Below are 25,791 nucleotides of genomic sequence, written 5' to 3'. Positions count from 1 at the left end.
GTTGTCTTTTCGTTACGGATAATTAAAGCGTGCCGTTGCCACCGTCTGCGCACCATACCTGGCCCGAACAATAGCTACTTTCATCGGAGGCAAGGGTCACGTAAAGCGAGGCAATTTCTACCGGTTGTCCCGGGCGATCCATCGGTGTGCCGGAGCCCATGCTGACGATCTTCTCCTGCGGCTGGCCGCCACTCACCTGCAACGGCGTCCAGTAGGGGCCTGGCGCCACGGCATTTACGCGTATGCCTTCGCTACCCAACTGTTTGGCCAGCGATTTGGTAAAGGCCACGATAGCAGCTTTGGTCTGGGCATAGTCCAGCACGATAGCGTCAGGATCGAAGGCCTGAACGGAGGAGGTATTCACAATCGCCGAGCCGGCCGAAAGATGGTTGAGGGCGGCGCGGGTGATCCAGAACATGGCATAGACGTTGGTTTTGAAGGTGGCGTCAAAGTCGGCGGTAGAGAGAGTGCGAATCGAGGTGGAGAACTGCTGACGCCCGGCATTGTTCACCAGGATATCAAGCCCGCCCAGCTCTGCGGCCGCGCGCTCCACAAGGGTTTCGCAGAAGGACTCGGTGCGAATATCGCCAGGGATAGCGACGGCTTTACGGCCTTCCGCCTGGATGAGTTTGATCACTTCCGCCGCGTCGCTCTCCTCTTCGGGCAGATAATTAATGGCCACGTCTGCGCCTTCACGAGCATAGGCAATCGCCACCGCCCGGCCAATCCCCGAATCACCGCCGGTGATAAGCGCTTTGCGGCCTTTGAGTCTGCCAGTGCCGCGATAGCTGGTCTCGCCATGGTCGGCCTGAGGCGTCATCTGCGAGGCGAGCCCCGGCCAGGGCTGAAGTTGCTCGGGGAAAGGAGGGCGAGGGTACTGATCCGGTGAGGTGTGATGCGACATAGCAGGCTCCTTATATTTCGGTGATGAATATAAAGCCTGGCATAATGTGATGGATATCGCGCTTTCAGGGGGAACATTTGAGAATTCAGCCCGTTAACGGGCTGAAGTTCAGGCGGGTTATTTATCTGCTGCCATTTTCATCTGCTCGGCAGACTTCAGATGCTGCTCAACCACCGGCGTATGTGCATCCGCCAGGGCCTTCACATCGGGATCCTTGATGTTTTTGGCGTCACTTTGCAGTTTCGACAACACCATCTTGTGGTCTTTGGTGCCGGCATTCTCCATATACATCTTGTCAAACGCGTCGCCGCTCTCTTTTTCCAGCTTATCGGCCATGGCTTTATGGGCTGGATCCGGCTCAGTCGGGAGTGTCACCCCTTTTTGTTGGGCGACCGCCTGGACTTTGGTCAGGGCAGCGCCGTGGTCATCGACCATCTTCTGGGCGAAGGCTTTGACGTCGCTGCTGTCTGCCTTGCTCAGCGCGATCTTAGCGGCGGCAACTTCATTGATATTAGCCTGCGCCATGTCCTTCAACGCTTTTTCGTCCCCGGAACTGAGCTTAGCCATGGAGCCGGTGGAGCTGGTCTGGGCTGCGGCGTCACTCTGGGCGGCGCTCGTCGACTGGGCCTGCACGCCGACAGTGCCGAACATGGCGGCGACTGCTGAGGCAATCAGCAGCACTTTCAGGTTGTTACGCTTTTGCATGTTGTTCTCCTGATGGTCATGGGTAGGGTTGATGTCAGATCATTAACCGTGCATTTCCTGCTGTCCAAATTACAACTGCAATGGTCAGTATAGTGGATGGGTGGGGTGTGGCAGCAGATTAAGCTATTGTCCTGGTCGGCGGGCGGCAGGAAATGACGGAAGGGAGAGGGCGGGAATAGCGTAGTGCGGCGTTCAGTGATTTAGTTCACATTTTTAGGGATGCTTGTTGTATTAAAAATCTGTCGAATTATATTTTGTAATCGATTACTTTTTAATGAGAACGATAATGATTAAAAAAACGCTTTTTTGTGGTGTCCTTATGATGGCAAGCATGGTGGGGTATGCCCACACCGAAGCACAGGACGATATAGCTCTTCAGATGTACACACTCAGAAATGTTGGTGATGTAGATACGCAGTTCGCAATGGCCAGAAAAGCGGGATTTTCACAGGTAGAGCTTGTCGGTGATCACCACCTGGATTTACCGACAATGCAGAAAATGCTAAAAAAATACCAGCTTAACGTTATTGCATCGCATGTACAGCTATCTGATCTTGAGAGCGACCGCGAAAAAATTGTTGCGTTTAACAAAGGCATAGGAAACTCTCACCTCGTTGTTCCATGGATTGAAGCTAATGAACGACCCACGACAAAACAAGGATGGATAGATTACGCCATGAGGCTTGATCGTATGGGAGAGACGTTAAGAAATGAAGGAATGTCGTTGTCTTACCATAATCATAACTTTGAGATGAAGAAGTATGATGATATGACAGCCCTGGATTTGATTATGAAATATACCCACCAAAACAATCTTAGCCTTGAGCTCGACGTGGCATGGGCTGCACGTGGAGGACAGGATCCTGGGTCAATAATTACAAGGTATTCAGGACGCATTTACGCGATTCATGCAAAAGATAACGCTGCTATCGGGATTCGTGATGACGAAATGAATTTCACTCCGGCGGGTGAAGGGTTGCTGGAATGGCGCTCAATCATCAATGCGGGGAGACGCAGTGGGGTTGAGTGGTATATTGTCGAGCATGACGCGCCAAAAGATCCCTGGGCTATCATTACGACATCACGTCATAACCTTAAGGAAATGCTTCAAAAACAGCCATAACAGGTTATGAAATACAGGCTCAGGTGATTTGCGAATCCCTGAGCCTGATTCAGGCTGAAACTGCATGTGTTAGTTCTATTTCTTCTCGCAGAATTTCGATGAGTTCCTTGAGCCCCTGGGGAACAAGGTTCAATCATTTGATGCTGTTCTTCCTTTAAGGAAAGCGACGGAAATCACTCTGCCTCGTAAGGGGCGTGAATAACGTCGCGTTAATTGTCTATATTGCTATCTGCCGTTCCGCGAGAGCATGTCTTGCTGCACTTGATGCCCATTCATCGGATTGGTCCAGGTGTTCAATCTCTGACTCTGCTATCGGCGTTACACGAATGAGCGGAACGGAACCGAAAGGCAAATTATCAATCCTGCGGCTATCACGGTTGAGGATGATTCGGGTCATTGGTTTATATTCGTCTGTAAGAGTGCAAAACAGGATTGCGCCATTTTTTTCTACATCAGCCGCAACCTGATATCCATCGGCAATGAGATCCCCCAGGTTAATCAAGAGATGAGCCCAGTCATCAATCTGCTGGCTGGTAATACTCGAAGCGTCTAATTCCATGAAAAGTTCGCATCCTACGCCATTTTCCGGGTCTGCAATGCCAGCCCAGGGCGTTGAGAGGCCATCAGTGGCCAGCGTTAATGTGGTGTTCCTCTTAATATTGAGCACCCGGCGATGGGGCCCGAACCATTTCGTCTGGTTGTGTACGTTCGCGTCATCTCGTTCAACCGTAAAGCCATCTGAGACGCTGCCATACCTTTCCCAGAAGGCTCGCCTTGCTACAGCAGCAACCTCATAAATCGGGTCATGAGGACCACGCGGCACAATTGTCTCATCGAATAATGTCTCAACCGTAACGCGCCCCCGTATTAACGGTATTTTAGACCTTGTCCAGTGAACGATAACCTTATTGAAGGGCTGTACCCGTGCTGCTTCGAGTTTCTCGACAACCTCCCGGACCTTCTGTAAGGCGTGGTTACCCTCTGCAACGTGACTCCCGTCGGCATACATGTAACCTCCGGTTTGTGAGGAGACGCCTGCCTGTTCGGTGATAAAGAACCATTCTCCTTTCACCGCACCAGCGGGCGCCTTGTCTAAGGCCGGGCGTAAGTCCCTTGCCGCATCAGAATTGGAATATGCTGTCATGTCTGTCCTTTAGCTTTATGTCTTATGCTCAGCCGATGCTTTCGTCAGCGTTGCGTCCGGCAAGATGAAAATCCGACCAGCCGTAGCCCTTTCGCAACCACTCTTTTAAATTCTTCGCAATCGGTATGCTCTGGCTGCGTACACTGCGCAACATGCTTAAGCCCTCGACTTAAAAGCTGCAGTTTGCGAATGGTCGCGTCAATCTCCCTCGATCGTTGATTAAGTTGCTGGCGATCTAACGCTATCTTACCTTCCGTCCCGAACATCGAGGCAATTTCATCCAGAGTAAACCCAGCAGCCTGTCCCAACGCAATCAGTTGCAGTTTACCAAGCACATTTTCATGGTACTGCCGTCTCAGACCATTACGGCCAACAGGTTTGATTAACCCTTTTTTTTCGTAATAGCGCAACGCTGAGGGGCTAACCCCGGAGAGCTCCGCAATTGCTCCGATATCCAGCTCTTTCATCATTGACTTAAACCACGCTTTAAGTTGCACACTGGCAACCAGCTTATCATTTCACGGAAAAAAGGGATCAGGCATTGGATATGATGATTATTGTTAAAACTGTCATCGTGGGCATTGGCGCAACGCTGGTGATGGATTTGTGGTCATGGTGTCAAAAATACATCCTTAAGGTTCCGCCACTGAACTATGGCCTGGTGGGGCGCTGGATATTAACTTTGCCCGAGGGAAAGTTTTACCATCATACGATTGCCTCAACGTCGCGAATGCCGGGGGAGTTATTGACTGGCTGGGGTTTCCACTATCTGATCGGGATAATTTTTGCTTTTATACCGCTTTTGCTGAACGGTACTCTCTGGCTCAGCGAGCCCTCTGTGTCAACAGCACTCCTCACAGGTCTGTTGACGTTACTGGCACCTTTCATGATCCTGCAGCCCGCGTTTGGTTTTGGCATTGCCGCGTCACGGACACCCCGCCCGTGGCTGGCACGCTTGCTTAGTCTGCTCACGCATATGGCATATGGATTCGGGCTGTATGTCGCGGCCTTTGCGATCGCTGCCTGACTTTTCGGGGAACAGCCGGGGGCGCTTCGCTTGCCGTTAGCAACCTGGCGGGATAACGGCGCCATTCCGCAGTTGGTCGGCGGGCGGCAGTAAATGACGGAATGCACCGGTTAATCGGGTTTGTACATATATTTATGAGCACTGTCAGCCCATTGGTGAACAGTTTTTTGTTGGGTGATTTCTCTTTATGCAAAGCATTAGCAAAGCAGCACAACACACTGATAACAATGGAACAAGCAGCGTCATTTTAAACCCTGCTACTTGCGCCATCAGACCGGCAATACCATTGCCAGTCATCATGCCTGTGCGCATGGCATTGGAGTGAAATGCTGATGCGAAGCCGCTACGTTCAGGCAACGCGTCCTGAATAAGAGAAATGCCTAAGCCGACAAAAATACCAAAGAATAATCCGTTGAAAAGTTGCAGCACAATCAGTTCGGTCATGTTAGTGGCCAGCTGAAGCAGGCTGTAATAGACGGCAGCAAAGAGAAATCCGACCATAATCAGTGGCTCTTTCCCTGTTTTCTCTGCCAGATGAGCTGCGGCAAGCATAACGGGAATCTCCATTATCGCGGTTGCACCCAGCAGAAAGCCCGGAAACGAAGCGGGTAAATTAAGCTCGTGTACCAGGTAGAGCGGCATAATGGTCAGGTACATGTTATTGGATAAATTTGCCAGCATCATTACTGCGCCCAGGGCCCAAATCATAGCCGTGATAGGGGCTTTACTGGCTTGAGCTGTTTCTGTTCTGCCTGTACTGACAGTTTTTTTATCCTTCGAAAGCAGAAACTGGCTTGCAAGTAAGGTTATGGCCGCAAGCAGGGCAGAGGCCAGAAAATTAAAGGTGAAGCCAAATCGGTCGGCGAAGACAAATGCCAGAGCCGGTCCGGCAATCCATACAATTGACACGCCTGAACGCATTTGCGTATTGAGTCGCGTAGCGTTAAGCCCTGCCGTCAGTGAATGCTTTCGGATCATCGACAGAAGTAACGGGATAGACGCATTGCCTGGCCCCATCAAGAAAATGCCGATGGCCAGCGCCTCAATAGGTTCACGACAGAAACTGAAGGCTAAACCCGCCAGAAAAAGCGACGTAACAGAAATCATGAAAAGCTGCCTGACTGAATGTCCCTTATCTGCAAGAGATCCCATCAGCTGGCTGAAAAACAATCCTGACAGGGCAAACCCCAGGCTGTAGAAAGTGATAAAAATTGGGCTAGCATGTAACCCATTTATTAAAAAAAGACTCATTACAGGCAATATGAAGGCGTATGAAATGGCGGTCATTACGTTAATGAGGAACAACCGCCCAGTGATTCCGGAAAAAAAAGCCATAAATAACAACATCTCCATGTAAGGTAATCTTCTTTTTAACACGGAAACGTCTCAGGATAGTGCACTATTTCACTTCATATGAGATGTGATGGTTTTGGGCTCTTAGAGCTTCGTCAGAAGATTTGTGTCCAGCTCCTGAGATATGCTGACTGAATGTCCGCTTGTCGCTCACAGCGGACATTCATGGTTTCTCATACGCAAAAATGGCTGTTGTCAGCTTACAAAATCTCGAATACCAGAACGTTCCAACCCTAATTCATTACATAAGGTTATTTCAGACTTTGCGAGGACCCTTTCAGAAAATCCATGCCAGGAGGCATTTAATTTCGGTCTGAGCGCGTTGCCAGAAAGACCACCGCTGCCCCAAGGGCGACGATAAGCGTGTCTTCAATCAGGCCACTTCGGGTCTGGCCTATCTGTGCCATGGCTTTTTTACGTGCCGCAAGCGTTGCATAGGCCATTGGCACCGCGGCAGAGATGGCGATAGCGGCCCCGATTTTTTCTTCTCCTCTGGGTGCCAGCGCAGCCCCCGCAATCCCTGCGCTGGCCACGCGTGCGGACAAACCCAAAAAGACGGTGCGGTCTGGCGCTGACTTCATCTTGTCGCCAAAGAGTTCACCTGCACCCATCGCTAATGCGCCAAATTTGAATAGCGGACGGTCCAGCAGCAAGAGCTTGCCCGAGGTGTCGCGCCCACTAAGGCGTGCTGCAGCAATGGCCGCCATCGGCGTCATGGAACGGCAGCTGGCGACAAGGCCAATCAGGGCGGAATAAACAAATTCGGTCATTTTCATCAGTGATCTCCCGGATAAATAAGATTTTTGTATTCCTTAAGCTTTTGAGGTGTCAACCAGCCACGATTTGCTTAATGAGCGCATCCACACGTCCCCATCATTCCAACGCGTTTTGTTTTTAGTGATTTATTACTGCTCAAGATATTTAAAGAGTAGCCATCCGCGCCAGGATGGCTATTTTTTTAATGGAGTGAAATACGGGCTACGCTGTCCGGCCCTTTGGTGGTGTTATCTTCGTTGAAATCCTGCTTCACGGTGACGTAAAGGGTGTCGCCATTAGGGGAGACGAGCAGGCTGTTCGGATGGTTGTCGAATTGCCAGGTGTTTTTCACCGCATAGCTACTCGCATCAATCTGGAGCACCTTTTTCGACTCGCGCTGGCTGATATAAATCTCATTGCGCTTAGCGTTAAATTTAATGCCGAGGGCATCTCCTGCCAGGCGCTTGATCACCTTGCCGCTCTTTTCATCAAATACCAGCGTAGTTTTCGCTTTCGAATCATCCGTTACGAACAGACGCCCTGAGGCAGGGTCTTCCGCCATGTTGAGAAACAGATAGGTGTTGTTGTCCCCTGGCGTCCAGCGCTGTTCAATTTTGTGCGAGTGGGGGTTAATCACCAGAATTTCGCCGCCGCCGTTTGCTGCATAGATACGATCGTTAAACGATGAGTAGATTATCCCGGTAACCCACTTACCCGCATTCTCAATGCGCGTTTTTAGCGTCATGGTGTCGGCGTCCACAACCGAGATAAAGCCCGGATCGGCAACCCCACCAATAAACAGTTGGCCCTTGTGAAACAGGATTTCACGTGCGCCGACGGGGTCACCGTCTTTATCCTTGCCTTTAAACATCAGGCGTTGCAGCACTTTACCGCTCTGGGCATCTACTTTTGAAACCCCGCCGTCCAGAGTGTTTGTGGTGTAGTAAAGTTTGCCGTTGTCATCAGCGGCCATACCAAAGTTTTTCAAGTCGGTGTGGGTTTCACCTTTCGTGGCGAGCGTTGTTGGGTCCAGCTGATAAAGCACGCCACCATTGACGCCCTTATAACCCTGTGCGCTCGCGACATATACCGCGTTTGCCGCCGGGGAGTACACCATTTCATACAGGCCGTCTGACACTTCTCGCTGGGTAAGGGAAGCGGGAGCCATTGCCACAGGTGTCGCGGCCAAAGCCATCTCTGACACCATGCCTGCACTCAGGGTTAACGCAGCGGTGAGGGCGCTGACAGCTAAAACCTTGCCTTTAATATGTTCAAACCTGTTTCTCATCTTCTTCCTGCCTGTGCAACGTGCTGAATTACGATAAATATACATTTGCTTACATTTCATTGACAAAACCACCTGCACATAATAAAGCAAATAATTATCATTACCATTCCTATTTAAGGGACTACATTACATAAAACAACAACATTCAACAGGTTAAATAATGACAACTTCTGGCAAGGATATCCGTGGGACATCGCCCGCAGCGGCGTTGCGTAAACCGTTTTCTCTTTCACTTTTGGCGCTGGCAATGAATGCCGTGCTCTCGCCTGTTCATGCGGCGCAGGACACCAGTGAACAGGAAATCGTGGTGAACGGTGAGGGGAGTGGAGGCGGCGATACGCAGCAGGATTACACCGTGAAAACGACCCGTGCCGGGACGAAAATGCTGATGGCGCCGCGTGACATTCCGCAATCCGTTAGCGTAGTGACACGACAGCGTATTCAGGACCAGGATTTGCAAACGGTCGATGAGGTATTAACCAACGCCACCGGTATCTCATCCCAGCAGGTCGACAGCGAACGCTCCAGTTATTTTTCCCGTGGCTTTGGCATTACCAATTTCTCCTACGATGAAATTCCCACGTCCATGGGGGATGCCTGGAACTACGGTGATGCCGCGGAAGATACGGCAATTTATGACCGCATCGAAGTCGTACGTGGTGCGACTGGCCTGATGACGGGGGCAGGCGACCCCGGTGCCACGGTGAATATGGTGCGCAAACGCGCTGACAGCAAAAACGTCACCGGCAATGTGAGTGCCAGCTACGGCAGCTGGAATAAACAACGCTACGTGGGTGATGTTTCTGCCCCGCTAAATTCAGACGGCAGCCTGCGTGGACGCGTGGTGGCGGGTTATCAGGACCAGGACAGCTGGCTGGATCGATATGGTAAGCGCAAGAAATTTCTCTATGGCGTCCTCGAAGGCGATCTCACAGAAAATACCACCGCTTCACTGGGGTGGGATTATCAACAAACGAACACAGCTAACCCGACCTGGGGAGGATTACCCAGCCTGTACAGTGACGGAACTCGCACCCATTACGATCGCAACGTCAATACGTCGGCGAACTGGACCGGTTACGCCGTCGAGTCGCGTAAGGTATTCGCTGACCTGACGCACAACTGGGATAACGGCTGGTCTTTCCGCTTAAACGGTACGCATGGCGAACAAACCTTTAACGATACCTTGCTCTACATTATGGGCAATCCGGATGCCGGTACCGGGGAAGGAACTACCGGCTGGGGCAGTAAGGATCGTGGCAAGCGCACCGTGGATTCCTTCGACTCTTACGCCAGTGGTCCATTCGAACTACTCGGGCGTCAGCATCAGCTCATGGCAGGAGCCAGCTACAGCCGACAGCATAATGCGACGTTCAGTAAAGATGGCCCGCTGGACAGCGACCAAATCGGCATATTTAACAATAACTGGGACGGCAGTGTAGCGGAACCTGAGTGGGGTGACTGGTACCGAAATGCAGACGATATTGTCAGGCAAAAATCGGCCTACACGGCAGTGCGTTTTTCGCTGGCCGATCCGCTGTCACTGATTGTCGGGGCTCGCTATACCCAGTACAGCTCAGACGGTAGCAGCGGTAATATGCGCAAGTACAACACCACGCCTTATGGCGGGCTTGTTTACGATATTAACGACACGCTTTCCGCTTATGCGAGCTACACCTCTATTTTCGCACCACAGACGAAACGGACCAAAGAGGGAGCATGGTTGTCGCCGGTGACCGGCAAAAACTATGAAAGCGGTCTTAAGGCCGACTGGGTGGATGGTCGCCTGACCACTAACATCGCTCTATTCCGTATTGAACAGGAAAATGCGGCGCAAGCCATCAGCGGCGAGTTTGTTAATGGCTCCAGTGAGCAGGCTTATCGCGCGACAAAAGGGGCGGTGAGCAAAGGGGCTGAATTTGAAGTGAACGGCGCCGTCACCGACAATCTGCAACTGACCTTCAGCGCCACCAGGTACGTCGCCAGCGATTCTGATGGGCGCTTTAATAGCTTCGCTCCGCAGACGCAGCTGAAGCTCTTCAGCCGCTATCGGGTGCCGGTGCTTCCTGAGCTCACCGTGGGCGGCGGCGTTAACTGGCAGAACCGTGTTTATAAGGATGTCTCAGGCCCGGATGGTGAGACCCAGCGCTTGTATCAGGGAAGCTACCCGCTGGTCGATCTGTTCGCGCAGTATCAACTGACTAAACAGCTGGCGGTGCAGGCGAACATCAGCAACCTGTTCGACCGGGAGTATTACGCCTACCTGGATAACTCGGCAGTTTACGGCGAACCGCGTAGCGCCTCGGTCAGCATGAGTTACACATTCTGATTTTTGAACATCTATTCGTATGCCTCTGAGACGGAAAATCAGGGGCAGATTTGAGCGAGAGTTGGACCTGATGTTGAACGATTGAGTTAACCGACGAATGACAAAACGCCGGAGTCATAATGTCCGCTTCGTGCCAGGAGCGGACGTCGCTGATGTCGTTCTACGAGCCCTATTGCTTTCTGTTAATAATCCAGTCAAATCTGTTGTCGGAGATCCGTTATCAACACGAAGTGAGATCAGTACGATCTCCGCGAGTTGTCGGATGAGAGATGACAATAAATTCTACGGGTGATTGGCTGTCGTTTCTGGCTTGATGTTTTGCTCCCGGGGGGATCTCAATCCCCTGCCTGGTCTTGACTTCATGTTTATCACCTTCCAGTTCCATCGTCAGGTTTCCTTCAAGAACGTAAAAAAACTGTCTGGCAATAGAGTGAAAATGTCGCTTTTCATGCGTACCTGGAGGCATTTTTTCATGAATAATTAACATGTCCTGCCGGTTAACCAGATACCAACCGTCGCAATTATCACCCCAAATATAATGCTCGGCATTGTCTTTTGAAATCATCGTTTTTGTCCTGTGCAATCGTTTCTTATTTATGGTCCTTTAGATACAGGCAGACTAACGCGATAAAGCCAGAGAGCACTACCACCATATTTAGAGTTGACTGCACTGGTTGAGATACCCGTCAGGAGAAGAACGGGGCAGAGGCAAGCAGAAGCGGACGTAAGCAATATCTGTATATATTTGTCGTTGGTGAGAACGGCGAAATTATCACCAACGATTTTTAATACCCCTAAATCAGGGTGTATCCTGACACCAGGCAAGTTGTTACAATCTTTTATGAATCAAGTTCCCCAGCGTCACTCGTTTTTAATGAGCCAGGAAGGCCCTGGAATAACGATGTCTCACAGCTTGCAGTTTCTCTTACCCTTAATGTACACAACCAGTCTGGCAAACTATGGTAAGTACGGCGCAAGTTGCGCCATGCCTGTTGCTGGATTCAAACTGTTAAAGAAACCTTCATAATGAATAAAATTTTGCTTCTGATCGCTGCACTTTTGGTCAGCAATTTTGCTCTTTGCAATGTCAACACCAGAATTCATCTTAAGACAGGTGTTAACAACTTTGATTTAAACAATGATGGTATAGCTGACTCCATCTTTATGGCGACTTATGACAACAATACATCTCATCCCAGTGAAACGCTTACCGTTTTTGTAAAAAGTGGAAAAAACTGGTTCATCGTACCGGTTCCTGATGATGATGGTTTCACGCTTGCAGATTTCAAATTGTCTGGCTCAGCTCTCAGGGTAAACAGCGTCGAACTGCACCGGTTTAAAGGAATTGCTTACCTAATCAGAGGGGTGAAATACGCCGGTAATGGCGATATTAGCGACAGGTCAAAAGTGAAATTTACTCGTTACAGGTTAGTAAGCAACAATGATGATCCTGGAACGTCAGCATTTTACTGGGAAGCAGCGGGTAGTTATTTCACCGCACAATTATTCAACAGTGTTGATGATGCCTTTCAGACGCTGAGTATGGAGACGTTTCGTTGAAACGCATGACATGGCTTATATTATTTTTAATAGCGCCTTGCTGCATGGCAAATAGCGAAAAAGTGTATCGCAGGCTTATAGAGAAATCTTTAAACCAACAGCCTCTGTGTTTGGGTGAAAAGCACTGGCCGGTATCTATAAAGCCTGGCAGTGACCAGTGGATTAATGCAAAAATGGAGGCGCTTGTCGATGCTGGATTAATAACACCCCATATAGAAACGGGAAAAAAGATTTGGAACTTAACAGAGTATGGACGCAGATTATTCAGTAAAAAGCATGATTTTTGCTATGGAACAATACGGGTGAGAGCAATATCTAAAAATCAGACAGGGAAGGGCGGAATAACTCTGGTTGAATTTACCTATTATATTGATGCTCTACCAGCCTGGGCAAAAAACCATTCAATACGTGTTGCTAACACCGATCTTGACAACCTTGTGACTGGGATTGACTCAGTGCGCTACATGGCTAAATTTTCACAGGATAGCCGGGGTAAAATGAAAATGCTCAACGAACCAGAACAACTGGATTTGTATTATTGAAGATGTAAGAAATTTTTCTTCCTCCCGGTCTGGCTAACAATTTTCTATTAAATACGCAACGGCAATGCCGTTCACTCACTGAAGGAGTTAATGGTAATGACTGTTTCTATAGGTGTGCTCGCAGGTATGGGACCCCGGTCTACGGCCCCGTTCATTGATATGCTCGTGACAGACTGTCAGATCGGCTATGGCGCGAGATACGATATGGATTTTCCTAAAATGCATATTATCTCGTTACCAACCCCTTTCTGGCCCGGTAAGGAAATTAATGATAATGCGATGATCGCTGCGCTGAAACAGGGGATAGATGAGCTCGTCAAGGCGAAGGTAAGTCTGATCGTCATTCCCTGTAATCTGGCACACTGCTACTTTACCGAAATGGAAGAGGTAAGCGCAGGTACCCCACTTCTGCATATCGCAGATAGCGCACTTGAATCTCTGCCGACTGATGCAACTAAAGTAGCCGTACTTGCTACAGAACCTACCCTGGCGGCCAGATTTTACCAGACGCGGATAGAAGCTTCTGGCAAAGAAGTTATTGATTCCCTGGCGCTGCGTGAAATGACTACATCGCTTATTGAGTTTGTTAAAACAAAGGGCTTTGGTGACCCCGGTGTACAGTCAATGTGGAGAAACTTAATGTCGTTAGCGGAAAGCCATAAGGTGGAGGCTGTTCTTGTTGCTTGTACAGATCTCAGCCCCCTGATAACTGAAAATCCCTTTAGCTTTGTCATCGTTGATACGGCGGCAAGCCTTTCCAGAGCGACCATTCAAAACTACAGGAGACTCGTCAACGGCAGTGAAAAGCGACAACAGTAACATCTGCCAACCTGTAGTCCGCTTCTCGCTCAAAGCGGACCCTTAGCGCCACATCCCCGTCCGCTCAATAACCATGAGAAGATCTGACCGACGTTATTCCACAAGATCGCCAATCCGTTTTTTCAACCTGGTCGACAGATAGGGCGCGCTGCAGCTCCCGGGCAAGCTTAATGCGCTGGCATTCACCGCCGGACAGCTCGGTGGCCGGCTGGCCAGGCTTCAGGTAGCCGAGGCCGGGCGAGGCAAGGGAGCGCTGGATGGTGTCGTTACAGATTTGAACGCGGCGTACGTCCGATAGGCCGTTGATCGATACTGACCAGACAATAGAACTTCAAGGGTAGACCTGAGAAGCGCATCGAACAATTGTCTGTTCCGGTAATACAGTCGTGACGAAATGGAATGTAAAGAAAAGCCGGGCGCGCTTCGCTTGCCCGGCCTACGTTCGAACTAAATCTTACAGCTCTCTGCGAATAATCTCCGCGCCGGCGCTTAACGCATTGAGCTTGCCGTTAGCCACCTGGCGGGACAACGGCGCCATTCCGCAGTTGGTGGAAGGGTAGAGCTTGTCAGCATCAACGAACTGCAGCGCTTTACGTAAGGTATTGGCAACCTCTTCCGGCGTCTCGATGGTATTGGTTGCCACGTCGATGGCGCCCACCATCACTTTCTTACCACGGATCAGCTCCAGCAGATCCATCGGTACGTGGGAGTTATGGCACTCCAGCGAGATGATATCGATATTCGAGGTCTGCAGTTTCGGGAACGCCTCTTCATATTGCCGCCACTCTGAGCCCAGGGTCTTTTTCCAGTCGGTATTGGCTTTGATGCCATAGCCGTAGCAGATATGCACCGCCGTTTCGCATTTCAGCCCTTCGATGGCGCGTTCTAATGCGGCGATGCCCCAGTCATTGACCTCGTCGAAGAACACGTTAAAGGCCGGTTCATCAAACTGAATAATGTCCACACCCGCCGCCTCTAACTCTCTGGCTTCCTGGTTGAGGATCTTTGCGAACTCCCAGGCCAGTTTTTCGCGGCTTTTATAGTGGTTGTCATAGAGGGTGTCGATCATCGTCATCGGACCCGGCAGCGCCCATTTAATCGGCTGGGTGGTGAGCTGACGGAGATATTTAGCATCCTCAACAAACACCGGCTTCTGGCGGGCGACAGCACCCACCACCGTCGGCACGCTGGCATCATAGCGATTACGGATCTTAACCACTTCGCGCTTCTCAAAATCGACGCCGCTGAGGTGCTCAATAAACGTGGTGACGAAATGCTGACGCGTTTGCTCACCATCGCTGACGATATCAATCCCCGCCCGCAGCTGATCGTCGAGGGATAAACGCAGCGCATCCTGCTTACCGGCGAGTAATTCCTCGTTTTCCAGCTTCCAGGGGGACCACAGGGTCTCAGGTTGGGCAAGCCAGGACGGTTTAGGCAAGCTGCCGGCTGTAGACGTGGGGAGCAATGTTTTCATAACAGGTGACCTTATATTTTTAATGAATCAACGAGCGTACTGAGCAGACCATTGCTCAAGAATATTCTTGTACGGGGTGATGAAATGTTTCTCAGTAAATTTGCCCTGCTCAATCGCTAACTGGCTACGCTCTTCGCGATCGTAAACAATCTTGGTTAAGGAGTGATCCTGGTTCGTCAGGCTGGGCTGGTAATAGTGCCCGGCAACCGAGTTCGCGTTATAAATCTCAGGCCGGTAGATTTTCTGGAACGTCTCCATGGTGCTGATGGTGCCGATCAGCTCAATAAAGCTGTAGTCATTCAGTAAATCGCCGATGAAAAAGAACGCCAGCGGGGCGGCACTGTTTGGCGGCATAAAATAGCGCACCTGCAGGCCCATTTTTTTGAAGTACGCTTCCGTCAGGGAGGACCCCTGCTGCTGATATTCGATGCCTAACACCGGATGTTCATTCCCGATGCGTTGATAGACATTTTTATTGGAGACGCTAAGGCAGATCACCGGCGGCTTGTTAAAGTTCTGCTGGTACGCTTCTGAATTCACGAAATGCTTGAAGATATTGCCGTGCAACGCGCCAAAATCCTGCGGAATGCTGAACTCGGTCTGCTGCTTATTGTGATCCGGCAGCAAGACGCTGAAATCATAATCCCGGACGTAGGAAGAGAAGTTATTCCCGACAATACCTTCAATACGCTCGTTGGTTTGTTTATCGACAATATTAGTTTTTAATATTTCGATTGCCGGGAAGGTGAAGCGGTTATCTTCCGCAGCAATATTCATCTCGACAGAGATAATGTCCAACTCAACGCTATAACGATCGCCTTTGGGGTTGTCCCAGTGGGCGAGGGCGTTAAACCGATTATCGATCATCGCTAAGGTATTACGCAGGTTCTGCTGGCGGTTGTCGCCCCGGGCCAGATTGGCAAAGTTAGTGGTAATGCGCGTGTTTTCTGAGGGATTGTAATTCTCATCGAACCGACTGCGTTTGATCGTAAAGGTGAAGTCTTTATTCATCGTCATCTCACTTCCTGAGCTCTGGCATAAAGAGTGAAACGATTTCATGTCACTCTTTATGTTACTGATACATTAATGCATCTTTTATGCCAGAGCCCCGGAACGAGTGAAAGCGACTAAATTTCACTACAACATGAGCCATCTTCATGATCGCTGAACCGATCAGTCAATTTTCTCCGAACGCTGCTCCAGATCCAGCGAGCTGGCGCTGGCCGGATCGAATAATGAGAGACTTTCAATTTGATCCAACATAATCACTTTTCGAAAGGCCATCGCGCTTCGGGGCTGGGAGTCGAGGGTAACGTCATGGTCGGCATACCACTTGCTGTAGTTGTGCTCAATGCACAGGTTTAGCGTCGTACCGTCACGGTAGCCGCTGAGCATCGGGATCAGCACGATATTGGCCGTCTTTTCGTATTCCAGCGTCGCGGTATGGATCATGCCGACGTAAATACGTCGCGACTTGAGGGTCACCAGCGCCAGCTCACCTTCCTCCATACACTGATACAGCAGCTGCTCAATACCGCTTGATTGCGACAGGCGTTTATACAGCTGTTTCCGGCCTTCGCCGTCCAGCCTGGCGCTGCCCGCCCAGTTAGAACGATAGAGACAAAACAGGATGGCAAAGGCCAGCATTACTACCACCGGCGCCTGGATGCCCAGAAAGCTCCAGTTCATAAAATCCACTTGCCAGTTAGCGTCGGGCTGCGCAGTAAGATGGAAGGTATTGGCAGCCCAGGAGGCACCGAGCAGCAGCAGCCAGAGCAGGCCGGTGGCGATCACCCCCTGCAGGACGAAAATACAGCCATACAGCGCGACCAGAAAATAGACATCCCAGCCAAAAGAACGCTTAATTTTAAACCGGGTGGAGAGGTCGCGGCTGGTGTACCAGTACCCGCACACCATCAGCACCATAAATATCGCCGTTCCCATTTCAGGCCCTCTTCAGCGCGTTAACATGGCGCAGAAAGTCCTCACGCACCTCTTTGCTCTTGTAGTTGACCGAGGCGTTACCGTCCTGATCGATAATAATACGGTCGCCGTCCTCGACGGCTTCAATGATTTCCTGCTGACTCATTACCTGCAGCAATGACTCCGGGCTGGAGAAGATCGACATGACCAAACGTCTCATCGCGGGGCATCCTTATAAACAAAAAGGTTAAGTCTGGCCGATCCCGGCTGCGGCTGCCTTAAGGTTATGCTGAAAATTTTCCTTACGGGCACACCTGAATAAATCCCGCTTCACACCCTCATGACGCGCGAAACCCACCATAATTAGTAGGGTTAAACAACACCAGGGGATAATCATGAAGGTCACAATCGATGAATTTAAAACGCACTTCCAGGGGGAAGTGCTTCTTCCGGACGATGCCGGCTACGACGAGGTGCGCCAGATCTGGAACGCCATGGTCGACCGCAAACCCGCAGTAATCGCACGCTGCGCGTCAACGGAAGATGTTATTCGGGCCATTCAGTTTGGTCGCACGCAACATCTGCTCATTTCGATCCGCGGAGGAGGACACAACATCGCCGGCAACGCCGTGTGCGACGACGGGCTGATGATCGACCTCTCGCTGATGAAGGACGTGCAGGTGGACCCGACCACCCGAACGGCCAGCGTCGGGCCAGGCTGCACGCTGGGAGATTTTGATCGGGCGGTGCAGGTCCATGGCCTCGCCACACCGCTGGGCATCAATTCGACCACCGGGGTGGCCGGCCTGACGCTCGGGGGCGGTTTTGGCTGGCTGAGTCGCAAGTACGGTATGACCATCGACAACCTGCTCTCGGCAGAAGTGGTCACGGCAGATGGCCGACAGCTTTATGCCAGCGAATCAGAAAACGCGGATCTCTTCTGGGGCCTGCGCGGCGGGGGCGGTAACTTCGGGGTGGTAACGCGCTTTGACTTCAAGCTCCATCCCGTTGGGCCGGATGTGCTGAGCGGGCTGATCGTCTTTCCGTTTAAAGAGGCAAAGCAGGTGATCACCCAGTTTGCCCGCTTCACCTGTAGCATGCCGGAAGAGCTCAATGTCTGGATGGTCACCCGCAAGGCACCACCGCTGCCTTTCCTGCCTGAGGCGTTTCACGGGAAAGAGATGGTGGCGCTCGCCCTGTGCTATGTCGGCCATCCTGAAATGGGAGAGCAACTTATCGCCACGCTGCGCGACTTCGGGACGGTGATTGGCGAGCACGTCGGCGTGCAGCCCTATGTCGCCTGGCAGCAGGCGTTCGATCCGTTGCTGGCGAAAGGGGCGCGCAACTACTGGAAGTCACACAACTTCACGCAAATCAGCGACGGGGTGATCGATGCCATCGTCGACTACGCGGCCAGACTGCCGTCACCGCACTGTGAAATATTTATCGGGACGATTGGCGGTGAGACGACCCGCATCGCCCCCGAAGCCATGGCCTACTCCAGCCGGGATGCGAATTACGTGATGAACGTACATGGCCGCTGGGAAACCGCCGCCGAGGATGAGCGCTGCATCGCCTGGGCGCGGGCGTTCTTCGCCCAATCCCAGCCCTTTGCTAGCAGCGGGGCCTATATTAACTTCCTCACTCAAGAGGAGACCGACCGCATCGCCTTCGCCTACGGTGCAACCTGGAACCGGCTGGTGGAGATCAAGAGCAAGTATGACCCGACAAATCTGTTCCGGATGAATCAGAACATCAAGCCGGTATGAGGTCGGTCAGAATGTATCAGCTAAGCCAGTCCGCAGCGAGTCGGACTGGCGTTTAGCGTTAACCGGGATCAGTTCTCTTCAGATTCACTTTCCGCGTCGTTATCGCCACCAAAACTGAGCAGTTCGGAGACTTTCATATTGCCGATCTCCTCCGCTTTCTGCTTAACGCTGTCGATTTGCTTGTTCGTCTCTTCCGACAGGGTAGAGGTGAGGGCGCTCTGTTTAGCTTTTTCCATTTCGCTGTTCACGGAGTGGGTTAACGCCTCTACCGAGGCATTCGCCTCTTGGGTCGTCTCTTCAACTTTGGATTTCGCTTCCTGCGAGAGCTCCATATCACAGCCCGCGAGGAGAACGCTTCCCGCAAGAAGGAGTGCCGGGGTAAGTTTGATCATAGTGGTGCAGGCCTTTTTCATTATCCGGACGTGTCGCAACGTCGTGGTGGTGGTATTTGCCAACATGATGACATGCCGCTTTGATATTTATTCGAGCGATAAAGTAAGAAAGCGCAAAGTTGGGTAAGCCAGTGGGACGCCACCTTTACCGGGCTGCGCAGAGATCACGGTTTACATCGCTGTAGCAGATCGCATACCATACCCCCCTACAGTATCCAGGAGCCCCTCCCATGCCACATTCACCTGAAGATAAAAAACGTGTCCTGACGCGCGTGCGCCGCATTCGCGGGCAGGTCGATGCCCTGGAGCGGGCGCTCGAATCCGGCGAACCCTGCCTCGCCATCCTGCAGCAGATCGCCGCGGTGCGCGGGGCGGCAAACGGGTTGATGGGCGAGATGGTTGAAATTCACCTCAAAGATGAGCTGGTGACGGGCGAGACTACCGCCGATCAGCGGGCCGTCAGAATGGCAGAAGTCGGTCATTTGCTGCGCTCTTATCTAAAATAAACACCTGACATCACTAAAAGGAAAGCAAGATGAAATCACGTGCAGCTGTTGCATTTGGCCCAGGCCAGCCGCTGAAAATTGTTGAGATTGATGTGGCACCGCCAAAGAAAGGCGAAGTGCTGGTCAAAATCACCCATACCGGCGTGTGCCACACCGATGCGTTTACCCTGTCGGGTGACGATCCGGAAGGCGTTTTCCCGGCGGTGCTCGGCCATGAAGGCGGCGGCGTGGTGGTGGAAGTCGGTGAGGGCGTCACCAGCCTGCAGCCGGGCGATCACGTCATCCCGCTGTACACCGCCGAGTGTCGCGAGTGTAAGTTCTGTAAATCCGGCAAAACCAACCTCTGCCAGGCGGTTCGCGCCACCCAGGGTAAAGGCCTGATGCCGGACGGCACCACCCGTTTCTCCTATAACGGCGAGCCGATCTATCACTACATGGGCACCAGCACCTTCAGCGAATACACCGTGTGTGCAGAAATTTCTCTGGCGAAAGTGAACCCGCAGGCACCGCTGGATAAAGTCTGTCTGCTGGGCTGCGGCGTCACCACCGGGATTGGTGCCGTACACAACACCGCTAAAGTAAAAGAGGGCGATACCGTCGCGGTATTCGGTCTGGGCGGGATCGGTCTGGCGGTGATCCAGGGTGCGGTGCAGGCGAAAGCCGGACGCATTCTGGCCGTGGATACCAACCCGGAGAAATTCAAGCTGGCCGGGGAAATGGGCGCGACCGATTTCATCAACCCGAACGACTACGACAAGCCGGTGCAGGAGGTGATTGTTGACCTCACCGACGGCGGCGTCGACTTCAGCTTCGAGTGCATCGGTAACGTCAACGTGATGCGTGCGGCGCTGGAGTGCTGCCACAAGGGCTGGGGCGAAAGCGTCATCATCGGCGTGGCCGGAGCCGGGCAGGAGATCAAAACCCGTCCGTTCCAGCTGGTCACCGGTCGCGTCTGGCGTGGTTCTGCCTTTGGCGGCGTCAAAGGCCGCACCCAGCTGCCGGGCATGGTAGAAGATGCGATGGCGGGCAAAATTCAGCTCGATCCGTTCATTACCCACCGCCTGCCGCTCGACCAGATCAACGAAGCGTTCGATCTGATGCATGAAGGTAAATCTATCCGCACCGTTATCCATTTCGGCGATAACTGATCCATCTTCTCTCCCGCTGTGCCTTTATGGGCAGCGGGACGACATTTCTTTAAAAATCATGCGAAAGTGTGACCAGTGTTGCGATTTTAGCCGTAATCAAATTCCTTGTAGTGCCGATGACTATTTTACAGGCGTGTTTGCACGCATCTTACCTCTAAGAGAGTCAACGGCTATGGACAAAACAACAACAGTTCGGGCGCAACATAAGCTGGGCTTCCTGCATCACATCAGGCTGCTTCCGCTTATCTCCTCGATTTTGGGTGGTATTATTTTGCTGTTTGCCCTGAGCGCCGGGCTGGCAGGCTATTTTTTACTGCAGGCCGATAAGGATCTGCGGGATGTGACCGCTGAAATCCAGGTGCGTACCGGGTTATCCAACAGTTCAAACCACCTGCGCACGGCGCGTATCAACATGATCCACGCGGGTGCCGCCAGCCGTATCGCGGAAATGGAGGCGATGAAAAAGAACATCGCCGAAGCTGAACAGCGTATTAAACAGTCCCAGGCAGGCTTTGCCGCCTATATGGATCGCGGCGTTCGTACTCCGGCGGATGAAGCGCTGGATGGCGAGCTGAAATCCAACTATCAGGCCTACATCGACGGTCTGCAGCCGATGCTGAAATATGCCAAAAACGGCATGTTCGAAGCCATCATTAACCATGAAAATGAGTCGGCGCGTCCGCTGGATGACGCCTATAACGTGGTGCTGCTGAAGGCGATCAAGATCCGTACTGACCGCGCAAATATGTTGACCGAAGAGGCGCACACCCGCACCCAGATGGGGCTGATCTTTATGGTCGGTGCCATTGGTCTGGCGCTGGTGATGACGGTGCTTACCTTTATCGTGCTGCGTCGCACGGTGATTAACCCGCTGCAGCGCGCGGCGAATCGCATTGCCCATATCGCCAAAGGCGACCTGACCCTGGCCGACGATCTCACCGGACGCAGCGAAATTGGCCGTCTGACCCACGACCTGCAAACCATGCAGCGTTCACTGGTGGGCACCGTTGGCACCGTGCGTCAGGGCGCGGAAGAGATCTACCGCGGCACCAGCGAAATCTCCGCCGGGAACACCGATCTCTCATCCCGTACCGAACAGCAGGCTGCGGCCATTGAGCAGACGGCAGCCAGCATGGAGCAGCTGACCGCCACCGTGAAGCAGAACGCCGATAACGCGCATCACGCCAGCAAACTGGCGGAAGACGCTTCCGGTAAAGCCAGCCGTGGCGGCCAGATGGTCTCCGGGGTGGTGAAAACCATGGGCAACATCTCTACCAGCTCGAAGAAAATCTCTGAGATCACCGCGGTGATCAACAGCATCGCTTTCCAGACCAACATCCTGGCGCTGAACGCCGCGGTGGAAGCGGCCCGCGCCGGTGAGCAGGGCCGTGGGTTTGCGGTGGTTGCCAGCGAAGTCCGTACGCTGGCCAGCCGCAGCGCCAACGCTGCGAAAGAGATTGAAGGGCTGATCAACGAGTCGGTGTCGCTTATTGACCAGGGCTCCGGGGAAGTGGTTGCTGCCGGTAACACCATGAGCGAGATCGTGGAAGCGGTGAAACGCGTGACCGATATTATGCTGGAGATCGCCGCCGCCTCAGACGAGCAGAGCCGTGGCATTGTGCAGGTCAGCCAGGCGATTTCGGAGATGGATAAAGTGACCCAGCAGAACGCCTCGCTGGTGGAAGAAGCCTCCGCCGCCGCCGCCTCGCTGGAAGATCAGGCTGCCCGTCTGACCGAAGCCGTGGGTACCTTCCGTCTGCACGGTATGACCCAGACCCGCAGCAGCAGCACAGTTGTCCCGGCCACGGCAGCTGCACCGCTGCGCCCGGCCGTTGCCGATGGGGATAACTGGGAAACCTTCTGATCCCAGCGCGTATCCTGCCCGGTGGCGGCTACGCCTTACCGGGCCTACAAAACCGTAGCCCGTGCAAGCGAAGCGCCGCCGGGCAAAAAGGGTTCATGTTTCGACATGAACCCTTTTTTTATTCCCCGCTATGCTGGTTGTAAGGGCTGAAGAGGAACAGGCGATGAGACAATGTATGCAGGTGGTTTGCGCCGCGTGGCTACTGGCCGGATGCGCATCAGGCGGCAGCGTGGGGATTGGCGGTGTAGGGATCGGCGGAGGCGGGGGGAGCAGCGGCGTAGGGGTTGGTCTCTCTTTTCCGGTGGGCGGCAGCACGTCGACCGCAGACAGCGGCCAGGCGGACTGCGACGGCGATGTTTATCGGGTACAACCTCGCTATCCAGAGCAGGCCGCGGCGCAGAACTACTCCGGCAGAGTCACGGTGTCGTTTAACGTCAAGCTGAACGGACGGGCGGCGGACTACGAGGCGGCGGGGGATAAACCCTTCTTCGACGAGACAAAGCGGGCGGTGATGCGCAGCTGCTGGCCAGCCGGGGTCAGGCAGAATCTGGTGGCAAGTTACCAGAACGGCAAGACGGCGATCTGGGTTGAGAACTCTCTGTCCGGCACACCGTAAAGACAAAAAAAACCGGCCACATCAGTGGCCGGTTTCACAATTACTGCTTATCAGGCAACGCGTACGCGATGATGTAATCCCCGCGATCCGGTGACTGACGTGCGCCACCCGCATTGATGATGATGTACTGCTTCCCGGTTTTCGGTGACACATAGGTCATCGGCCCGGACTGGCTGCCCACCGGCAGACGGTCTTTCCAGATCTCTTTCCCGTTGGCGGTATCGAACGCGCGCAGGTAGAAGTCCTGAGTTCCGGCGAAGAACAGCAGGCCGGACTGGGTGGAGAGCGACGCGCCCAGGGTCGGCATGCCGATTGGGATTGGCATATGCATGCGAATGCCCAGCGGACCGGTATCTTCCACGGTACCCACCGGAACCTGCCACACCAGTTTGCCGGACTTCAGATCGACCGCAGACATAGTGCCGAACGGCGGTTTCTGGCACGGAATACCCAGCGGCGACAGGAAACGCTCACGCATGGCGCCAAACGGTGTACCGTCCATCGGGACGATCCCCATCTCAATCCCGCTGGCGTTTTTAGCCACATTGGCGCGCGGCACCATGTAGTTCGCCAGCCCCAGACGCATATCGTTGACGAACATCAGGCTATTGTTCGGGTCCACCGACACGCTGCCCCAGTTCATCCCGCCCAGCGAGCCCGGGAACTGCAGGGAGCGATCCAGACCCGGCGGGGTATAGACGCCCTGATGGCGCATCTCTTTAAACTGGATGCGGCACAGCAGCAGGTCAACCGGCGTCGCACCCCACATATCCGACTCGTGCAGGGTCTGGTTGCCAATCATCGGCATGCCCACCGAGTACGGCTGGGTAGGGGAATAACGCTCGCCCTCGACATTCCCGGCAGGCACCGGACGCTCTTCCACTTTTGCCACCGGCTCGCCGGTTTCGCGGTTGAGCATAAAGATCATGCCCTGTTTGCTGGTCTGCACCAGCACCGGGGTCGAGCCGCCTTTATCATCCGGCAGATCGTACAGCAGCGGCTGAGAAGGCAGGTCGAAATCCCACAGATCGTGGTGGGTGGTCTGGAAATGCCAGCGGACCTGACCGGTTGCGGCATCCACCGCCACAATCGAGGAGCTGTATTTATCGTCCAGCTCGGTACGTTCGCCCGCGTAGAAGTCTGGCGTAGCGTTACCGGTCGGGAGGTAGATCAGGTTCAGCTTCGCGTCATAGGACATCGCTGACCAGACGTTCGGCGTCCCGCGGGTGTAGGTCTGGCCTTCCGGCGGCAGGCCGGTGAGGTTCGGGTTGCCTGGATCCCAGGCCCACGCCAGTTTCCCGGTATGCACATCATAAGCACGGACCACACCCGGCGGTTCACCGGTGGAGAAGTTATCCGCCACGCGTCCACCCACGACCACCACATTACCCGCCACCAGCGGGGTGGAGGTCTGCTGATAGTAGCCAGGCTTGATTTCACCCATGCCCACGCCAAGGTCAACCACGCCGTGGTCGCCAAAGTCGTCGCACAGCTGGCCGTTATCGGCGTTAAGCGCAATCAGACGGGCATCGGTGGTCGGCAGGAACAGACGGCGCGCACAGGCGGCAGGCTGAGTCTCTGTCGGTGACGTTGTCACCTTCGTAGTCTCTTCGAAATAGCCCAGCCCACGGCAGCGCTGCCAGTTGGGCGCAGTGGCTTTCGAATCGTAACGCCACTTCTCTTTCCCGGAGTCCACGTCCAGCGCCAGCACTTTGCTGTACGGGGTACAGACAAACAGCGTATCGCCAATCTGCAGCGGGGTGTTCTGGTCTTCCGCGCCGGAGCCGTTGCTCTGCGGAATGTCGCCGGTATGGGCAACCCAGGCCACCTTCAGATCGTTTACGTTCTGCTTGTTAATCTGGTCCAGTGCGGCAAAACGGTCGCCGTGGGTGGTGTTACCCCAGTGCGCCCAGTTCTTCTGCTGTTGACCTTCGGCGACCGGTTTAACCGGAACAGGTTCGTTAGCCGCGACCAGGGTTTGTGGCTTAAACATCCAGCCGATGCTCACCAGCATCACCACCGCCAGCACGGCAGCAATGGTGAACGCCGGGGCTTTGTTCACCGGTTGATCTGCGCCACGCAGGAACGGCCAGACGATGGCGGCGAGGAAGGCCAGCACCGCAAAGGTGAACAGGCGCGAGAACAGCGGCCAGAAATCCCAGCCCGCGTCGCTCACGGCCCAGACCAGCGAGGCGATAAACGCCACCGCGTAAAGGATGATGCCGCTGGCGCGAAGGCGCGCAATGAGGAACGCGGCGATCAGCATCACCACACCCATGATCAGGAAGTACCAGCTTCCCCCTACGGTGGCGAGCTTAAAGCCCAGCCCACCGACCGCCAGCCCGATGAGTGCCATCAGACCGACCAGCAGCCACAGCAGGATCCGGGGGAACCCACGTAGCGAATTACCTAAAGCCATTTCTGTCTCCTGAAATAATCTTGTCTTCGCTGGCCAGACAGCATTGCATCTGAACCAAATGGGTAACAGGAGAGAAGATTCATGATGAAAAAGTCGGACATAACGCCTTTAAAGCGTCTTAGAGATC

General features: G+C 53.3%; 25 protein-coding genes. 11 read left to right on the top strand and 14 right to left on the bottom strand.

The genetic code is table 11. The annotated features are described in order from the left end of the window. Positions 1 to 22: 22 nt before the first annotated feature. A complete protein-coding gene (locus tag G7090_RS12010) occupies positions 23 to 904 on the bottom strand; it encodes an SDR family oxidoreductase (RefSeq protein ID WP_166182570.1) in 882 nt (293 codons plus the stop codon). 117 nt (positions 905 to 1,021) lie between these two features. Further along, positions 1,022 to 1,609, bottom strand: a complete 588-nt coding sequence (locus G7090_RS12005; RefSeq protein ID WP_166182569.1) for a DUF4142 domain-containing protein — start codon at positions 1,607 to 1,609, stop codon at positions 1,022 to 1,024. Positions 1,610 to 1,895: 286 nt separating this feature from the next. Here G7090_RS12005 and G7090_RS12000 point away from each other — a divergent pair, with 286 nt between their 5' ends. Further along, entirely contained in the window at positions 1,896 to 2,732 is an 837-nt protein-coding gene (locus tag G7090_RS12000; protein WP_166182568.1) for a sugar phosphate isomerase/epimerase, read from the top strand. A gap of 217 nt (positions 2,733 to 2,949) precedes the next feature. Here G7090_RS12000 and G7090_RS11995 read toward each other — a convergent pair whose 3' ends face one another. Both G7090_RS11995 and G7090_RS11990 read right to left on the bottom strand, forming a co-directional pair. Further along, positions 2,950 to 3,876 (bottom strand): hypothetical protein, encoded by a 927-nt coding sequence (locus G7090_RS11995; RefSeq protein WP_166182567.1) that lies wholly within the window; start codon positions 3,874 to 3,876, stop codon positions 2,950 to 2,952. A gap of 44 nt (positions 3,877 to 3,920) precedes the next feature. Further along, complete coding sequence (locus tag G7090_RS11990; RefSeq protein WP_166185260.1) at positions 3,921 to 4,343, bottom strand: helix-turn-helix domain-containing protein; 423 nt, start codon at positions 4,341 to 4,343, stop codon at positions 3,921 to 3,923. Between the two features lie 80 nt (positions 4,344 to 4,423). On the opposite strand from G7090_RS11990, the gene G7090_RS11985 reads away from it, so the two are divergent. Next, positions 4,424 to 4,903, top strand: a complete 480-nt coding sequence (locus tag G7090_RS11985) for a DUF2938 family protein (RefSeq protein WP_166182566.1) — start codon at positions 4,424 to 4,426, stop codon at positions 4,901 to 4,903. 144 nt (positions 4,904 to 5,047) lie between these two features. On the opposite strand, the gene G7090_RS11980 is transcribed toward G7090_RS11985, so the two are convergent. The 3 genes from G7090_RS11980 to G7090_RS11970 form a co-directional block, all read right to left on the bottom strand. After that, positions 5,048 to 6,256, bottom strand: coding sequence for a sugar efflux transporter (locus G7090_RS11980; RefSeq protein ID WP_166182565.1), 1,209 nt, complete (start codon positions 6,254 to 6,256; stop codon positions 5,048 to 5,050). Between the two features lie 302 nt (positions 6,257 to 6,558). Continuing rightward, a complete protein-coding gene (locus tag G7090_RS11975; RefSeq protein ID WP_166182564.1) occupies positions 6,559 to 7,032 on the bottom strand; it encodes a hypothetical protein in 474 nt (157 codons plus the stop codon). Positions 7,033 to 7,214: 182 nt separating this feature from the next. After that, positions 7,215 to 8,300, bottom strand: a complete 1,086-nt coding sequence (locus tag G7090_RS11970) for a YncE family protein (protein WP_166185257.1) — start codon at positions 8,298 to 8,300, stop codon at positions 7,215 to 7,217. A 160-nt stretch (positions 8,301 to 8,460) separates the two neighbouring features. Between G7090_RS11970 and fhuE the strand changes: the two genes are divergently transcribed. Then, the gene (gene fhuE / locus G7090_RS11965) at positions 8,461 to 10,629 is read left to right on the top strand and encodes a ferric-rhodotorulic acid/ferric-coprogen receptor FhuE (RefSeq protein ID WP_166182563.1); all 2,169 of its coding nucleotides are present in this window, start codon (positions 8,461 to 8,463) and stop codon (positions 10,627 to 10,629) included. Positions 10,630 to 10,849: 220 nt separating this feature from the next. Here the strand turns inward: fhuE and G7090_RS11960 are convergent, their stop codons facing one another. Next, the gene (locus tag G7090_RS11960; protein ID WP_166182562.1) at positions 10,850 to 11,194 is read right to left on the bottom strand and encodes a cupin domain-containing protein; all 345 of its coding nucleotides are present in this window, start codon (positions 11,192 to 11,194) and stop codon (positions 10,850 to 10,852) included. A 461-nt stretch (positions 11,195 to 11,655) separates the two neighbouring features. On the opposite strand from G7090_RS11960, the gene G7090_RS11955 reads away from it, so the two are divergent. From G7090_RS11955 to G7090_RS11945, 3 genes are all read left to right on the top strand, one after another. Further along, complete coding sequence (locus G7090_RS11955) at positions 11,656 to 12,189, top strand: CpmJ protein (protein ID WP_166182561.1); 534 nt, start codon at positions 11,656 to 11,658, stop codon at positions 12,187 to 12,189. Beyond that, complete coding sequence (locus tag G7090_RS11950; protein WP_166182560.1) at positions 12,186 to 12,731, top strand: CpmK protein; 546 nt, start codon at positions 12,186 to 12,188, stop codon at positions 12,729 to 12,731. The genes G7090_RS11955 and G7090_RS11950 overlap by 4 nt, the downstream gene beginning before the upstream one ends. Positions 12,732 to 12,827: 96 nt before the next feature. Beyond that, on the top strand, positions 12,828 to 13,550 hold the full coding sequence (locus G7090_RS11945; RefSeq protein WP_166182559.1) for an aspartate/glutamate racemase family protein: 723 nt from the start codon (positions 12,828 to 12,830) through the stop codon (positions 13,548 to 13,550). 454 nt (positions 13,551 to 14,004) lie between these two features. Here G7090_RS11945 and G7090_RS11940 read toward each other — a convergent pair whose 3' ends face one another. The 4 genes from G7090_RS11940 to G7090_RS11925 all read right to left on the bottom strand — a co-directional run bounded on the left by G7090_RS11940 (position 14,005) and on the right by G7090_RS11925 (position 17,170). Beyond that, the gene (locus G7090_RS11940; protein WP_106993005.1) at positions 14,005 to 15,027 is read right to left on the bottom strand and encodes a methionine synthase; all 1,023 of its coding nucleotides are present in this window, start codon (positions 15,025 to 15,027) and stop codon (positions 14,005 to 14,007) included. Between the two features lie 27 nt (positions 15,028 to 15,054). Next, entirely contained in the window at positions 15,055 to 16,038 is a 984-nt protein-coding gene (locus G7090_RS11935; protein WP_166185253.1) for a DUF1852 domain-containing protein, read from the bottom strand. A 162-nt stretch (positions 16,039 to 16,200) separates the two neighbouring features. Continuing rightward, positions 16,201 to 16,971, bottom strand: coding sequence for a hypothetical protein (locus G7090_RS11930; RefSeq protein ID WP_166182558.1), 771 nt, complete (start codon positions 16,969 to 16,971; stop codon positions 16,201 to 16,203). Position 16,972: 1 nt separating this feature from the next. Continuing rightward, positions 16,973 to 17,170 (bottom strand): hypothetical protein, encoded by a 198-nt coding sequence (locus G7090_RS11925; RefSeq protein ID WP_106993003.1) that lies wholly within the window; start codon positions 17,168 to 17,170, stop codon positions 16,973 to 16,975. Between the two features lie 175 nt (positions 17,171 to 17,345). Between G7090_RS11925 and G7090_RS11920 the strand changes: the two genes are divergently transcribed. Then, complete coding sequence (locus tag G7090_RS11920) at positions 17,346 to 18,719, top strand: FAD-binding oxidoreductase (protein ID WP_166182557.1); 1,374 nt, start codon at positions 17,346 to 17,348, stop codon at positions 18,717 to 18,719. Between the two features lie 68 nt (positions 18,720 to 18,787). Here G7090_RS11920 and G7090_RS11915 read toward each other — a convergent pair whose 3' ends face one another. After that, positions 18,788 to 19,111, bottom strand: a complete 324-nt coding sequence (locus tag G7090_RS11915; protein WP_146145505.1) for a hypothetical protein — start codon at positions 19,109 to 19,111, stop codon at positions 18,788 to 18,790. Positions 19,112 to 19,341: 230 nt separating this feature from the next. Between G7090_RS11915 and G7090_RS11910 the strand changes: the two genes are divergently transcribed. From G7090_RS11910 to G7090_RS11895, 4 genes are all read left to right on the top strand, one after another. After that, positions 19,342 to 19,617 (top strand): metal/formaldehyde-sensitive transcriptional repressor, encoded by a 276-nt coding sequence (locus G7090_RS11910; RefSeq protein WP_032610935.1) that lies wholly within the window; start codon positions 19,342 to 19,344, stop codon positions 19,615 to 19,617. A gap of 29 nt (positions 19,618 to 19,646) precedes the next feature. Beyond that, complete coding sequence (locus G7090_RS11905; RefSeq protein WP_106993000.1) at positions 19,647 to 20,765, top strand: S-(hydroxymethyl)glutathione dehydrogenase/class III alcohol dehydrogenase; 1,119 nt, start codon at positions 19,647 to 19,649, stop codon at positions 20,763 to 20,765. A 172-nt stretch (positions 20,766 to 20,937) separates the two neighbouring features. Further along, a complete protein-coding gene (locus tag G7090_RS11900) occupies positions 20,938 to 22,629 on the top strand; it encodes a methyl-accepting chemotaxis protein (RefSeq protein WP_166182556.1) in 1,692 nt (563 codons plus the stop codon). A gap of 163 nt (positions 22,630 to 22,792) precedes the next feature. Beyond that, on the top strand, positions 22,793 to 23,245 hold the full coding sequence (locus G7090_RS11895) for an energy transducer TonB (protein ID WP_166182555.1): 453 nt from the start codon (positions 22,793 to 22,795) through the stop codon (positions 23,243 to 23,245). Between the two features lie 40 nt (positions 23,246 to 23,285). Here G7090_RS11895 and G7090_RS11890 read toward each other — a convergent pair whose 3' ends face one another. Then, positions 23,286 to 25,664: a glucose/quinate/shikimate family membrane-bound PQQ-dependent dehydrogenase gene (locus G7090_RS11890; protein WP_166182554.1), complete on the bottom strand. Its 2,379-nt coding sequence runs from the start codon at positions 25,662 to 25,664 to the stop codon at positions 23,286 to 23,288. Positions 25,665 to 25,791: the final 127 nt, after the last annotated feature.

This window comes from Leclercia sp. 29361 (genome assembly GCF_011290365.1).
GTDB lineage: Bacteria > Pseudomonadota > Gammaproteobacteria > Enterobacterales > Enterobacteriaceae > Enterobacter > Enterobacter tamurae.
This window is presented reverse-complemented; position numbering and strand designations above follow the sequence as displayed.